Origin of the sequence: Cyanobium sp. Maggiore-St4-Cus, assembly GCF_024345615.1 — a bacterium.
In the GTDB taxonomy this organism is placed as follows: domain Bacteria; phylum Cyanobacteriota; class Cyanobacteriia; order PCC-6307; family Cyanobiaceae; genus Cyanobium_A; species Cyanobium_A usitatum.
The window spans coordinates 156,372-168,806 of sequence record NZ_JAGQBL010000001.1 but is presented as its reverse complement, the minus strand read 5'-3'; the positions used below and the strand labels follow the sequence as shown (position 1 = coordinate 168,806).

Here is a 12,435-nt window from a genome sequence, read left to right as displayed (position 1 = left end):
TTTTAAACCTCTTTGGCGGTGCGTTGCCGGCGGCACCTTTCTGAGCAGTAGCGCACCTCATCCCAAACATCCCTCCACTTGCGCCGCCACTGAAAGGGCCGCTCACAAACGGGGCAGATTTTGGTGGGACGGTTCTCGTGGTGGGGCATCTCCAGGGGCTCGACGCAGATCAGGGATGGAAATTTAGGCAACCGAAACCAAATCCAGATCAGGGAAACGACAAAAAGCGACCTAACCGTAGTAGGATTGTGAAGATTTCATAAGACGGCCATGTTGTTAAGCATTTTTGGTTTCTTATTTGCGGCCCTTTCATTTGTTCAAGTCCCCCAATGGGACAACGACTGGACCAAATGCTCGGTGGCAGTTCCAGACACCGCTTGCCATTGGTATGTGGTCAACCCTGACAACACATTTGGCAAAGGATTCAGCTGGATCACCGCTCCTGAATACGACGTAACTGCATTAAGGGACATCGGCATCCAACACGAGGTAACCGTGGCCCAGGGCTTCCAAACGACTGTAGAACTTATGAATGCATCAACCGAAGTCAAATACGGCGACAACTACTAAAGTCAGGTTTCGGACCAGAACCAGAATTGGCAAGGAGATAACTTCTTCGATCGAGGCATCGCGCCAACTGGTTATATCTTGCAAAAGATAAAAATCCGTCTTCTAATCCCGGCCTGATAACGTTGAGAAAAAGCAGAAAAAGATATTAGGCGCAGGATCCGGAGCATTGAAATCCCCCAAACACACTGCAGCGCAGCAAAATCCAGCCCACTACTTAATTTCTTAAGACTGTGGGATGTGCTGAAATCCCATTTTGACAGCTTATGGGGTTAAGGTTTGCAGACATTAAATCAGTCGTCCTTGCATCAGGGTGGCCTCAATACCCTGCCATGGACTCCTCAATTCTGTTTGCCTTAAACTGGAATTCGCTCGGCGAGCTAGCAATCGAAGATCTTGAATATGTGCTCAACTCAATGGCCCATGCCATGGATTCAGGCAAAGAAGAGTTTTGTTCGCTTTACAGCAAAGTGAACGTCCGTGCTTGACTCGCAAAATAAATTCCGATTAGCTTTTAGCCCCCTAAACAAGTAGGCGGGGAACATGCAACGTCTAAAATTACAATGATATTACTTTTGACGCTTTAAGCAATTAGCAAGGTTCTCCTTGGCGATTTCCAGTGCCTCCTTACAGGTCTCCTTATCGTCCTTATCAATATCGCCCTGCTCGCCACGAAGACGTTGTTCTAGAAAATCAATTTCCTCCTGCCAGTGCTCGGCGCCCATATCAAAGACAGGCAGCTCCCCATCATTGGCATCGTCGTCGACCAAAGAGAAATCGTCGTCCCTCATCTTAAGTAGTGATGGAATTCAACCCAAGGATGCCGCAGGAAGCAGGAAAAGGAAATCCCCTGTAAACCCACAGACCAGCTAGGGACAGACTCCCGCAGCCCATCACGACTCACTTACGCCTTTAGGCATTTACACTCACTGCATGGAGTGGTGAGGATTTTCGCGACAAGGAGTATACCGGGATCTACTAGGCTGAAAATCAACGTGGCTGATTTAATCCAAAAAAATAACATATCAAGCGCCAAACATGAGAACTATTTCAACAACCAAAAACCCCACCAGGGCGACAAATACAAGAAGGGAGGGCGAACCAGAGAAATCCATAGCGACTCCGCTGAATTCCTCCTTTCTAAAGCAAATTCAGAAGAAGGCCGTAGCGATATATACAGCGGAAACCAATTGAACTTTCCGCAGGCTTCTCCTCCCTTGACCTGGCAACCCTCAATGTGCTGCCACACTACAACCACACGATCCAGCGGTAATGAAAGAACAGCCAGGCGCTCCAAAGCAGTTCAGCAGTCACCTTGGCGAGGAGACGGTTGAAAAGAATAGGGAACTTCTTGCGAAAATTGGTAGCGATAGCATCCTAAAAGCGCCTGCAATCAAAGGAAGCATATACTTCTATATCAATATTTGCGGCGATGTCACTCAAAGCAAAGAGGAATTAATCGACGACCCAACTGCACTAAATGCTGCGATTGAGAATCTTGCAATTGAGATAAAATACGAAAACCAGCACCACCGATGGGTCGCCCAGCTACCCCAGGCATTAAAAATACTGGAATTTGCAGCAGAACATTTAAGCCTAAATAACAATATTTTACCTGACAATATTTCGCCTGGCAATATTGGCATTAATGCTGAGCTTAAGTGGCGGGACGAGAAAGATTTTGAAAACATCATTCATCTTACCCAAAGCAAAGTTAATGCCGAATGGCAGGTATCCCGATTTACCTGATAAAGCCATAGCCTGCTTAGCTATAGGCAAGCAGCGATTGTTAAAACGAGCATCCCGACGCTCCAAAGCAGTTCGGCATCCGCCTCAGTGAGGAAACAATGAAACTGGTCTCTGAAATCCAGCATTTCCGCCAGCGCACCAATCCGCTTTAGCTGCAGGGGTAGGGATAGGGGAAATTTTTGAAATCTGCCTGAAACCTTGTAAAAGCGGAGAGGGTGTGCGTCCATATAGAAGGTAAACATGCCCTATCAGACCTTTTGGGACGACTGTTGGGCATCTCCAGAAAATTCCAACAACACTTCCAACAACACAACCAGTTGAAAATTACTGGCATATCGAGTCTTTCAGTTCTGCCGTCCAGGGCGTCTAAAACGACTTCGCATCATTCGACTTCAGGATGCCTCACCGCCCCCTTCCCTGCCAAAGCGAGCACCGCTGCACTGCTGCCATCGCACCCGTCAGCGCCCTCTGCCAAATCGAGCAGATGCCCTGGGGTCCAGAGCGCCCCGTGAAGTGCTTACAGGTCTCACAGGAGGTCAAGAGGTCACCAAGGAGTACGCAGAGCGCAAATACCCAGAGAGAGGAGCAAGGGCGGGCATAAGCACTGGGGTTCTTTAAAAGTCTTCCTCCTCGAAGTGCTTCTACTAGCAACTAACGGGTGGTAAGTCCCCTGATGCTTGAACCAACGCAGTACCGACTGAATGGATCAGGACCAGGACGCTCTCTCTCATACGGCGCTGGCATGGGATCGGAATGGAGAACTGCGCTGAGAGGACCTCGAACGCCTGCTGGAGCGTCTGCAGGCAATGGAGGGCAGTTCCCAGTACTAAGGGAACCCCTCAAAACAGGTGCTGATCACCCACCTTCAGGACACCACCCAACCGCCACCTCCTGCCTTGGCGCCCAGTGAGAACGCCTCCTAGTCAGGTGCTCACTCAGGGAGACCCAAACCTGGCGCTGCTTGATGGAGGAGTGGGGCGTGAGCGACGGGGACGAAATCTCCGCCCACTTCCTCGACCTATGGACGGGTCGAACTCCGCCATAGAGGGGTATTTGAGTCATGCACTGGTATTGAACGCGAGCAGCAGCAAGGTTTGTTCACAAAAAAATCCCTGGCGTGTTCGACTCCGCCAGGGACATTCCTCATGTCGCTCATGACGACTGACTAACGCTATTAAGCATTTACACTCACGACATGGAGTGATTGCCGAAGGTGTTCATGTGGACACCCTCAAGGCACTTACACACCCTCAGGACACCACCCCGAAACCACCTCCTGCCGTGCCACCCACTGAGAGCACCGCTTGGTCAGGTGCTCCCCTTGAGGAATCTGGCAATACCGCCTAGGAAAGTTGAATAAAAAAGGCAACACCAGTAGAGAATTATGGATATTGCCCGTCATCTATACAATCCGCTTCAGGGCACCACGAAAGATTCGGAATCCTGCAGGCATCAGCGCCTGAAACTCATGTCCTTGTCTAATCATGCCTGGTGTGCCGTCAACGCAACGGGCAATTTTACGTGGTGCACTTCAACAACAATATTCGCTTTAGGTGTCTCGCTAATAAAGGATTTTTGCTTTCTCGACTCGATATCGCAATCGTTGCAATAATAGGAGAGCCCCTTAGCAAAAGAAAGTACAGTCTGAAAGTTATCCGCTGCAAGCGTTTTCTCAATTCCACATGCAGTACATCTTCTGGTGGAAGCGTCTGGCAAAGCAGGTTTTTCCCCAAGCATGTAGTTTTAACAAAAAGTTGGTTCACAAAAAACCCTGACAGGTTCGACACCGCCAGGGATGCATCCGTCGCTGATGACGGTTCGTCGACCCTATTAGGCATTTACCCCTACGCCAAGGGGCGATTGCCTCAAGTGTTCGACAGGACACCACCCAACCGCAACAACGCAAACGCACCACCCAACCGCCACCTCCTGCCTTGCCATCCACTGAGAGCACCGCTTGGTGAGGTGCTCCCCTTGAGGAATCAGACCCTGGTGAATCGGACAGGTCAGCAGGGTGACGCAGTGCCTGCCGACCTCGTAGCGGAAGTGCTTGCAGGTGATACAGACGCTTGAGGAGCGGGATGGTTTGAGGACATTCCACTCAAGGAACTCCCATTCCTCAGAGGGGGTCGCAGGTGGAACAGGGCGGATAGCAGGCATCGCACAAAAGCAGATACACCTGTACTACTCAGCTGAGGCGGTGAGGTCAAGGAGTCCATTGAGTCCCTTATCGCCAAGGCAGTCGCCAACAGCAGAAAGCGTCCATACCCTTCAAGCAGCGCCAGAAGATTCCGTTGAAGCACCTGCTGGTCGCCACAGGCGTGTTCCTGCTCCCCGCTGCTATCCACGCCCAGGAACCCAAGATCCAGTGCCCTGGCGAAAACACGATGGAGATGCGCTATTGCGCTGGTCAGTCCTGGGAGCAATCCACAAACCAGTTGAAGCAAAAGGTGCCCAAGGCACTTTTCAAGCAGTGGCAGGAGACGAACCGAGCGGTCTGTGCTCACGCCTATGCCGCCTACAAAGAAGGCACCATCTACCCGCAGTTAGTGGTGGGGTGCGACGACAACCTCAATCGGGCACTACTCCAGGAATTCAGACCAATGGGTAACTAATCACAGGAGAGCAGGCGTAATGGAGCACCTGAACTGGGGTTACATCCAACTGGGTCTGGTCGCCGTGGTCTTTGGCGGTCTTCAGGTGTGGTGGATTAGCAGTGTCTTTTGGAGGCGTGACCTATCAAAACCACAAAGCGGAGGGGAGTTCCGCAAATCACTGGAGCGGATCTGGAAGAAGGAACAGCGGCAGAGGTAGCAGCGCAATGGTTGCGGGTCTATCTGGAGCAGGGAGGAGGAAGAACTCAGGCACCCAAGGAGGCATAAGTCCCCAACTGCTCCTCACAGTCATGAATGTCCGCCAGCAGGTCTTCCAGCAGCATCCGCACCCTCACTGACTGCTCTGGGTTCCTAGAAGCGTTGAGGGCAAGCACCGTAATGCGAGTGCTGATCTGATCCAGGGTCAGCAGAGCACTCTCAAGAACTTCGGCGGAGAGCGCAGAGGTGGTGAGCGGGGGCATTGGTCTTATGGCGACTGCTCACAGTGTTCCCACAGGCATCCACCAAGAACTATGAGGGAACTGCATAACGGGCAAAGTCAATAGATCAACCGACAAAGGTCAGGCGAGAAATCGCTGACGCCAAACAAGGAAGCCCAGTTGGAACTTTTTGTGAATTTGCTTCATTACGGATATGCGCTTGCAATGCTTGTTAGCATAAGCACATTTTCCCTTGCCAAAAATAGCATTTATCGATTCCAATGAACTTAGATAAATCTTGGGTTCGATTGCCTTCCTCTCCCTCCGGAAATCGCCCATCAGAGTTCTTCATCGCCTTCATCAAGCTAATTGAGAAAGACGAAGAACTTCAATCCAAGATAAAGGTTGCAGAAGATCACGAGCAGATAATTGACATTGCGGAATCAGCAGGATTCACATTCTCTTGCCTGGAACTCCGAACATACTCATCAGATCTCTCCGCTCATTACTTCCCATGGGCGACGAAAGGGAACGAATTCCGCCGCAACTTCTTCAAGAGGAAGGAGTAGTAGCAGTGAGTCAATCAAGTACCGCAAGTAGGCGCGGTGACCGCCGCCCAAAACGCCGTAAACTTTTTTGCCCAAAGCATCCAGAGCAACGGATTGACGGCAATGGCAAGAAGTACTTCCTACACCTTCTTACTCCAGATGCACTCCGCGCTCGCGGGATGTCAGACAAGAAGGCAAAATTAGTCATCAATGCCTATCCAGTTCTTGTTTTATCCAATGAGTGGTTAGAGGAACTTTTCTGCCCTGACTGTGGGACAAGTTCCTGGTGCCATGTGACAAAGCATGATCAGCTAAATCACACCATAAAATGGGCACCAAGAGAACTATGGATGCAAGTGGCGCATGTGGATCCGCTGGTGCCTAACCCGAGCGTGAGTGAGTTCACGCGTCGCGCATCAAGACAATTGACGCAAAAACGAGTTGATGGCAAGCGGTATTGGGATCGATGAGGTTTGTATCAGAAATTCAACCCTCAACAACCTCCAACAAATCCTCAATCCCGCAATCCAGAACCGTAACCTTCCTTGCGAGATCCAAGGAAAGTGCTGATGCCGCCTTCTGATCGTTCCGTGCCAGTCGGGTGATGGTGGTCGCTGCCACACATGCAGCAACCACCAACAAGATCTGACAAGACCCAATAGCGATGGATAAAGCGCCTACAAGGTCGGTCGCCAATGACAGGTTCATTGACCAGCAGCAACCCATCTCCAAAAGTTAGAACCTTCCGCCTCCCCCCTTTAGGGACTGGCGGCAAAGCGCGAATTTGAGAGTCTGTCAGGGGTCTGGACATCCATGGAACCCATCTCACAAAAGTATTTCTCTCACAAAAGAAGTCTCTGCAACTCACATTTAATCTCATAAAACAAAGCAGAGATCAACGGGGATATCTTACCTCCACATGAGACAAACATAGGAAGCTGAATCGTTCCAGTGCAACGTAATGGGACGATCTGAACCGTCTCAACACATGCAAAAAGCGGAGAGGGTGGGATTCGAACCCACGGAAGGTTTCCCTTCAAACGATTTCGAGTCGTTCGCTTTCGACCACTCAGCCACCTCTCCAAAGACCCGCTGGGTCTTGATCACTCTAAGGACCGGTCAGCCGAGGGTGGCCTGCAGGTATCCACTGGGACCGCTGGCCGCCCAGGCCGCTGGCAAGCCCGCCGGGACAGCGCCACTGAGCCACAGCCGCTTGGCGCCAAGCTCCTTGAGGTGGTGGCGCTCGCGGGCGGAGGGCGCAAAACCCAGCCAGACGCCATCAATTCGGCCGCGCAACACGCTTGGCTCTGAGCCATCGGCGGCCAGCTGCCGCCAGGCCCAGAGCGCCTGGCGGTCGGGCAACAGCAGCCAGCGCCAACGGCCCAGCTGCAGCTGGATGGCCCGGCTCTCGATCGCCACCGGTGCGGCGCTCAGCCCAGGGCTAGCAAGCCTTTGACCAGGCTGAAACGGCAAACTGCCATCGGCACTGGCCATCACCAGGCCCGCCTGCCCCTGCCAGCAGTTCGGCTGCTCGGGCGCCAGGGGATCTAGGAGTAGGGCCCAGTCGTAGCGCTGCACCCCCAGGCCCCGGGCCAGCTGGCTGGCCTGGCTGCAACTGAAGCCATCACCAGAACTGCTCACCAACACCGCCCGGCCCTGGTGCCGCGCCACCAGCAGATCCAGCCGCCCCTGGTGCACCAGCAACAACTGGTCGCCGCTTAGCAAGCTGAACTGCACCGCCACCACCAGCGCAAGCAGGGCACCACCCAGCAGGCGCCAGCGCTGGGCCAGGGCAGGCCAGGCCAGCGCCAGCAGGGCCACAGTGAAGAGCAGCACCAGTCCAGGGGCGGGGCGCCCCAATTGCCACTGGGCCATGGGCAGCGCCGCAAACACCTTGACCACCGCCACCAACACATTGGTAAGCCAGGCCACGGGCGCGGTGGCCAGCGGTAGCAGCGGCGGCAGCAGCACCGCCAGGCAGGCCAGGGCCATCGCCCCGAGGGTGAGGGGTGTGAGCAGGGGTGCCACCACCAAATTGGCGGGCACCGCATAGAGGGGCACCACGCCGAAGTGCAGCAGCTGCAGCGGCAGGGTGTAGAGCGAGGCCGCCAGCGGCACCGCCGTGGCTACCGCCAACCACCCCGGCAGCCAGCGGCGCAGGCCCAGCTCCAGCGGCCGGGCCGACACCACCAGCGCAGCAGTCGCCACAACGCTGAGCTGGAAACCCACATCGAGCAGCCAGTCGGGCCGCGCCAGCAGCAACACCAGGGCGCTGGCGGCCAGGATGCCCAAGGGCCTGCCGCGATAGCCGCACTCCACCACCCCCAGGGCCAGGGCCCCCATCAGCACTGCCCTTAGCACCGAAGGCTGGGGGCCTGCCAACAGCACAAATAGGCCCATCGCCGCCGCCGCCAAAGTGAGCCGCCCCAGCCGCGGCAAGCGCTTGCCCAGGGGCAGCACCACGCCCAGCAGCACCGACAAATGGAAGCCGGAAGCCGCCAGGGCATGGGATAGCCCCGCTGCCCGAAAGGCATCGCGCAGCTCCGCCGGCACGGGCACCACGGCGCTACCGAGCACCAAGGCAGCCAGCACGCTGCCGTTGTTTGGGCCGGCATGCTGCACCAGCGCCTGGGCCATGCGGCGGCGCAGGTCTGCCACCGGCGTTGCCGCACGCTGCAGCACCTCAAAATCCTGCACCTGCAGCTGGCTGAAGCTCCCCTGGCGCACCAGTCGCTCTGCCGGCGCGGCCAGCAGGGGATGGGGCGACACCTGGGGGCGCCGCAGGCGGCCCTGCACCTGCAAGCGCCAGCCCTGCTGCAGCTCCGGGCACTGACCAAAGCGCAGTTCGGTGCGGCCCACGGGCAGCTGCAGCAGGGCCCGGCAGGCACCACCAGCACCGCTGGGCACCGGATCACTGAGCAGAACACCCCGCAGCGTCAGCTCCAGTGGGCCACCGGCTGCCTCGAGTTGAAGCACTGGATCGCCGGCTGCCGGCTGGGGCGGCGTGAACGCCAGCCAGCCCACCCGCAGCAGCAGCAGGGCCAAAAGCAGGCCCCACACAAGCGGCTTAAGGCGCGGCCCGGCTGCGCCGTCAGTGTTCGCCCAACCCCCACAACAGGCCACTGGCCACTCCGCATGAACCCAGCCAGGGTTCCCACGCGGTATGGGGTTAGAGGCGAGGAATCTGCAGCAACAGCTCGCAGAGCTCCCGGCTCGGCATCTCCTGGCCCAGCAACGGTGCCACCAACTTGGCCACCGGGCGTAGGCGACAGGGCCACACGGCCCGCTCACTTAAGCGCCCCAACTGGAAGCTGCCGCCGGCCAGCACCACCACCAGCAAGCTGCGCTGCAGCAGCCTCGTCACGCCGCCACGGGGCGCTTGGCCTCAGGGAGCAGCGGAAAACCGAGGGCTTCCCTTTCGGCCAGCCAGGCCTCCGCCACCTGACGGGCCAGGGTGCGTATGCGGCCGATCGTGGCGGTGCGCTCCGTGACCGAGATCACGCCGCGGGCCTCCAGCAGGTTGAAGGTGTGGCTGCACTTGAGCACGAAATCCAGGGCTGGAGCGGGTAGCTGCTTGGCCACCAGATCTGCCGCCTCCGCCTCATAGATGGCAAACAGCTGCTGAAGCCGCTCGGGGTTGGAGGCTTCGAAGTTGTAGGCGCAGTGGCCCTTCTCAAATGGCAGCCAGATGTCGCCATAGGAGCGATTGCCATCCCAGCTCAGATCCCAGATGCTCTCCACATCCTGGAGATACATGGCCAGGCGCTCCAGCCCATAGGTGATTTCAATCGACACCGGCCGGCAATCGAGGCCGCCGCACTGCTGGAAATAGGTGAACTGGGTGACCTCCATGCCATCGAGCCAGACCTCCCAGCCCACACCCCAGGCGCCCAGCGTCGGCGATTCCCAGTTGTCTTCAACAAAGCGGATGTCGTGATCCTTGGCGCGGATGCCCAGCGCTTCCAGCGAGGCCAGATAGGTCTCCTGGATGCCATCGGGGCTGGGCTTGATCAGCACCTGGTATTGGAAATAGTGCTGGGCCCGGTTGGGGTTGTCGCCGTAGCGGCCATCGGTGGGGCGGCGACAGGGCTCGGGGTAGGCCACGGCCCAGGGCTCGGGCCCGATCGCCCGCAGCACCGTGTGGGGGCTCATCGTGCCGGCGCCCTTCTCGGTGTCGTAGGGCTGCAGGATCAAACAGCCCTGGTCGGCCCAGAAGCGGTTCAGGGTGCTGATGATGTCCTGGAAGTTCACGCTGCTGTGCTGGGCTTTGGATCGATTCTGCCCAGTAGGGGGGCCCCAGCCTCCAGGCACACCACCCGACACGCCCCCCACGCTTGGCCATGTAGAGGGCCTGATCAGCCCGCAGCAGCAACTGCTTAAGAGTTTCACCGTGCTGATAGGTGGTGACGCCGCAGCTGAGGGTGGGTGGGGCAATGGGCTCAGCCGCGCTGGGGGAAGCGGCCAGGAGCTGCGATCGCAGGATCTGGCGCTGGCGCTCACAGCGCTCCATCGCCTGGGACGCCGAACACCCCTGCAACAGCAGCAGAAACTCCTCCCCACCCCAGCGAAACAACAGATCACTGCCACGGGTCGACCGCTGGAGCACGGCAGCAACGTGCTGAATCATCTGGTCGCCCACCGCGTGGCCGTGGCTGTCATTAATCAGCTTGAAAAATCGATGTCAAACAAAATCACTGCCAACCGCTCCTGCCGCCGTAGGGCGTCTTTCACCAGACGGGCAAACAGGGTGTCGATATCGGTACGGTTGAGCAGGCCGGTGAGCTTGTCTGTGATCGGCAGATTCTGAGCAAGGATCGGCAGCAGCGCAGCGGTGCTCGGATCGTTTTGCTGCAGCACCACAATCACCCAACCGAGTTCGGGGATCTGGCGACTGTTCACGAACAGCTCGCCCTCGCCGTGGGGGAACTGCAGGGATGTGGCGGGCTGATTGAGGATCCGGGAAGCGTGAGGAGCCAGCCCGGAAACCTCTTTCAGGGTTACCCCAGAGTCGGCGCCGGGGGAGAGCACCACCTGACCTGCATGGGTCACCAAGAGCACCCGGGCGCCATAGCGAGCCTGATAGCGATTCAGCTCCCGGGCCAACTCGCGCACGTCCATACCTAAGCCGATAGAGCCAATGAAGCCACCCGCCTTATCCAGCACCCGAAAGTTGGTGAAGGCGGTTACCCGGTTGGGATCGGCCGTATCCCTATCGATGTTGACTTCAAAGGGATCGGCACTGGCCTGCGCCCGGTAAAACCAGCGGTCGTTGGGATCACTAGGGGAGACAGGCTTGATCACCCCGTCTAGGTGGTAGGAGCGACCGGTGCGATCGGACACAAAAAAGCGGTGGTGGCTCCGTGTTCGGCCTGGATATTGCGGAGATAGCCCACCATTGCGGATTGATCCAGCTCCGCGGCGGCAACCCAGCCCTCCAGGAAGGTGTTGCGGGCCATCGAAGACGAAAGCAGCGCCTGCGGGGTGAGGTAGTGCTCCACTTCACCGGAGAGCGCCTGGGCCGTTAACGGCAGGGTGGGTAAAAACGGAAAGCGCCGCCCAGCTCGCACCGAAACAGGCCCTAAAGAAAAACCAACTCAGTGCAAGCGGAGTCCCATGGCACTTAGCACCGAGTTACCCCTCAAAATATAGAGAATTAAAAGCATCTAGCCAGCCTATTATCGATCAACGCATGTGCTACAACAGCGATGGAATTTTGATTCAGGATGCGTTGAGCATGCGGCCGAGCGACTCAGTGACGGCTGCGCTTGGCACGGTGAGGTTTTCAAACTGCTCAGCAGGTATGGCCTTACTCCACAGCCAGCCCTGGCCCTGGTTGACGCCGATGCGGCGCAGGAAGGTAGCCTCCGATTCCGTTTCCACACCCTCGGCGCAGACATCCACGTTGATGGCGTGACAACCAGCCACCAGCCACTTGAGGAAACGCTGGCGGAAGGAATCTGCATCAATGCCGGAGACAATCGAGCGATCCACCTTCACCTTGCTGAAATTTAGATTCAGCATGTGAGAGAGGGGCGCATCGCCAGTGCCGAAGTCGTCCACCGCAATGGTGTGCAGCGAGGTGAGCTCGTTAATAAACGACGACTCATGCTGACCGGCGACCCCACGCTCGGTGACCTCCACCACTAGGCGGCGACCAACCTTGCGGCGCAGGGTTTCGAGATCACCAACCGCCTTGGAGATCGGCCGGAAAAACATCTTGCCAGAGCCGATGTACTGGCAGGAGAGATTCACCGACAGCCACACGTTCGACTGCATCCGGTCGAGGGCCCGCAGAGCAAATATGAAAGAGTCTTGTGTGACGGAGATATTGAGAGCGGGGTCTTCATCTAGAGCCTGAATCTCCTCAGAGCTGGGCACGTTGTGGTTGGGGCGCCACAGGACCTCGCCGCCGCAAACCCGGCCGGAAGAAAGGTCGATGATGGGCTGGATGTAGAAGTTTTCCAAAACCCTTGGGGATTCAACCCCTATGCAAAACAGATACTCCAATAGTAGTCACAATCGGGGCGCACACCAGGA

Annotated in this window: 15 protein-coding genes, 1 tRNA gene and 1 pseudogene; 6 read left to right on the top strand and 11 right to left on the bottom strand. The window is 56.9% G+C overall.

What is annotated here, in order from left to right; all coding sequences use genetic code 11:
- Window positions 1–2: 2 nt before the first annotated feature.
- Complete coding sequence (locus tag KBY99_RS01010) at window positions 3–149, bottom strand: DUF2256 domain-containing protein (protein WP_106501674.1); 147 nt, start codon at window positions 147–149, stop codon at window positions 3–5.
- 121 nt (window positions 150–270) lie between these two features.
- On the opposite strand from KBY99_RS01010, the gene KBY99_RS01005 reads away from it, so the two are divergent.
- Together KBY99_RS01005 and KBY99_RS01000 are read left to right on the top strand one after the other, a co-directional pair.
- Window positions 271–570 (top strand): hypothetical protein, encoded by a 300-nt coding sequence (locus KBY99_RS01005; protein ID WP_254935879.1) that lies wholly within the window; start codon window positions 271–273, stop codon window positions 568–570.
- Between the two features lie 329 nt (window positions 571–899).
- On the top strand, window positions 900–1,055 hold the full coding sequence (locus tag KBY99_RS01000; protein ID WP_254996791.1) for a hypothetical protein: 156 nt from the start codon (window positions 900–902) through the stop codon (window positions 1,053–1,055).
- 81 nt (window positions 1,056–1,136) lie between these two features.
- On the opposite strand, the gene KBY99_RS00995 is transcribed toward KBY99_RS01000, so the two are convergent.
- Window positions 1,137–1,358 (bottom strand): hypothetical protein, encoded by a 222-nt coding sequence (locus KBY99_RS00995; RefSeq protein ID WP_254996790.1) that lies wholly within the window; start codon window positions 1,356–1,358, stop codon window positions 1,137–1,139.
- 481 nt (window positions 1,359–1,839) lie between these two features.
- On the opposite strand from KBY99_RS00995, the gene KBY99_RS00990 reads away from it, so the two are divergent.
- Together KBY99_RS00990 and KBY99_RS00980 are read left to right on the top strand one after the other, a co-directional pair.
- Entirely contained in the window at window positions 1,840–2,316 is a 477-nt protein-coding gene (locus KBY99_RS00990) for a hypothetical protein (protein WP_254996789.1), read from the top strand.
- A 2,294-nt stretch (window positions 2,317–4,610) separates the two neighbouring features.
- Window positions 4,611–4,931: a lysozyme inhibitor LprI family protein gene (locus KBY99_RS00980; RefSeq protein WP_254996788.1), complete on the top strand. Its 321-nt coding sequence runs from the start codon at window positions 4,611–4,613 to the stop codon at window positions 4,929–4,931.
- Between the two features lie 245 nt (window positions 4,932–5,176).
- Here KBY99_RS00980 and KBY99_RS00975 read toward each other — a convergent pair whose 3' ends face one another.
- On the bottom strand, window positions 5,177–5,392 hold the full coding sequence (locus KBY99_RS00975) for a hypothetical protein (protein WP_254996786.1): 216 nt from the start codon (window positions 5,390–5,392) through the stop codon (window positions 5,177–5,179).
- A 239-nt stretch (window positions 5,393–5,631) separates the two neighbouring features.
- Between KBY99_RS00975 and KBY99_RS14895 the strand changes: the two genes are divergently transcribed.
- Window positions 5,632–5,919 (top strand): Nif11-like leader peptide family RiPP precursor, encoded by a 288-nt coding sequence (locus KBY99_RS14895; protein ID WP_409996504.1) that lies wholly within the window; start codon window positions 5,632–5,634, stop codon window positions 5,917–5,919.
- On the top strand, window positions 5,865–6,368 hold the full coding sequence (locus KBY99_RS00970) for a hypothetical protein (protein ID WP_254996785.1): 504 nt from the start codon (window positions 5,865–5,867) through the stop codon (window positions 6,366–6,368). The genes KBY99_RS14895 and KBY99_RS00970 overlap by 55 nt, the downstream gene beginning before the upstream one ends.
- A gap of 528 nt (window positions 6,369–6,896) precedes the next feature.
- Here KBY99_RS00970 and KBY99_RS00965 read toward each other — a convergent pair.
- The 8 genes and pseudogenes from KBY99_RS00965 to KBY99_RS00935 form a co-directional block, all read right to left on the bottom strand.
- A tRNA-Ser gene (locus KBY99_RS00965) sits at window positions 6,897–6,981 on the bottom strand.
- 36 nt (window positions 6,982–7,017) lie between these two features.
- Window positions 7,018–8,958: a ComEC/Rec2 family competence protein gene (locus tag KBY99_RS00960; protein ID WP_254996784.1), complete on the bottom strand. Its 1,941-nt coding sequence runs from the start codon at window positions 8,956–8,958 to the stop codon at window positions 7,018–7,020.
- Window positions 8,959–9,067: 109 nt separating this feature from the next.
- Window positions 9,068–9,262 carry a hypothetical protein gene (locus KBY99_RS00955; protein ID WP_254996783.1) on the bottom strand — a complete coding sequence of 65 codons (195 nt, stop codon included), beginning with the start codon at window positions 9,260–9,262 and terminating at the stop codon, window positions 9,068–9,070.
- The gene (gene glyQ, locus KBY99_RS00950) at window positions 9,259–10,149 is read right to left on the bottom strand and encodes a glycine--tRNA ligase subunit alpha (protein ID WP_254996782.1); all 891 of its coding nucleotides are present in this window, start codon (window positions 10,147–10,149) and stop codon (window positions 9,259–9,261) included. The genes KBY99_RS00955 and glyQ overlap by 4 nt, the downstream gene beginning before the upstream one ends.
- 130 nt (window positions 10,150–10,279) lie before the next feature.
- Window positions 10,280–10,525 (bottom strand): annotated as a pseudogene (locus KBY99_RS14890) (diguanylate cyclase domain-containing protein); the annotation flags it as partial.
- Window positions 10,526–10,560: 35 nt separating this feature from the next.
- Complete coding sequence (locus KBY99_RS00945; RefSeq protein ID WP_254996781.1) at window positions 10,561–11,238, bottom strand: hypothetical protein; 678 nt, start codon at window positions 11,236–11,238, stop codon at window positions 10,561–10,563.
- The gene (locus KBY99_RS00940; protein WP_254996780.1) at window positions 11,205–11,465 is read right to left on the bottom strand and encodes a hypothetical protein; all 261 of its coding nucleotides are present in this window, start codon (window positions 11,463–11,465) and stop codon (window positions 11,205–11,207) included. Before KBY99_RS00940 ends, KBY99_RS00945 begins: the two co-directional genes overlap by 34 nt.
- A gap of 151 nt (window positions 11,466–11,616) precedes the next feature.
- The gene (locus KBY99_RS00935) at window positions 11,617–12,405 is read right to left on the bottom strand and encodes an EAL domain-containing protein (RefSeq protein WP_254996779.1); all 789 of its coding nucleotides are present in this window, start codon (window positions 12,403–12,405) and stop codon (window positions 11,617–11,619) included.
- Window positions 12,406–12,435 lie beyond the last annotated feature (30 nt).

What these genes read in the sequence shown, in the direction of transcription:
- KBY99_RS00990 (WP_254996789.1), top strand. Translation starts at nt 1,840, where the DNA reads ATGAAAGAACAGCCAGGCGCTCCAAAGCAGTTCAGCAGTCACCTTGGC.
- KBY99_RS01000 (WP_254996791.1), top strand. Translation starts at nt 900, where the DNA reads ATGGACTCCTCAATTCTGTTTGCCTTAAACTGGAATTCGCTCGGCGAG.
- KBY99_RS00975 (WP_254996786.1), bottom strand. Translation starts at nt 5,392, where the DNA reads ATGCCCCCGCTCACCACCTCTGCGCTCTCCGCCGAAGTTCTTGAGAGT.
- KBY99_RS00995 (WP_254996790.1), bottom strand. Translation starts at nt 1,358, where the DNA reads ATGAGGGACGACGATTTCTCTTTGGTCGACGACGATGCCAATGATGGG.
- KBY99_RS01005 (WP_254935879.1), top strand. Translation starts at nt 271, where the DNA reads ATGTTGTTAAGCATTTTTGGTTTCTTATTTGCGGCCCTTTCATTTGTT.
- KBY99_RS14895 (WP_409996504.1), top strand. Translation starts at nt 5,632, where the DNA reads ATGAACTTAGATAAATCTTGGGTTCGATTGCCTTCCTCTCCCTCCGGA.
- KBY99_RS01010 (WP_106501674.1), bottom strand. Translation starts at nt 149, where the DNA reads ATGCCCCACCACGAGAACCGTCCCACCAAAATCTGCCCCGTTTGTGAG.
- KBY99_RS00970 (WP_254996785.1), top strand. Translation starts at nt 5,865, where the DNA reads ATGGGCGACGAAAGGGAACGAATTCCGCCGCAACTTCTTCAAGAGGAA.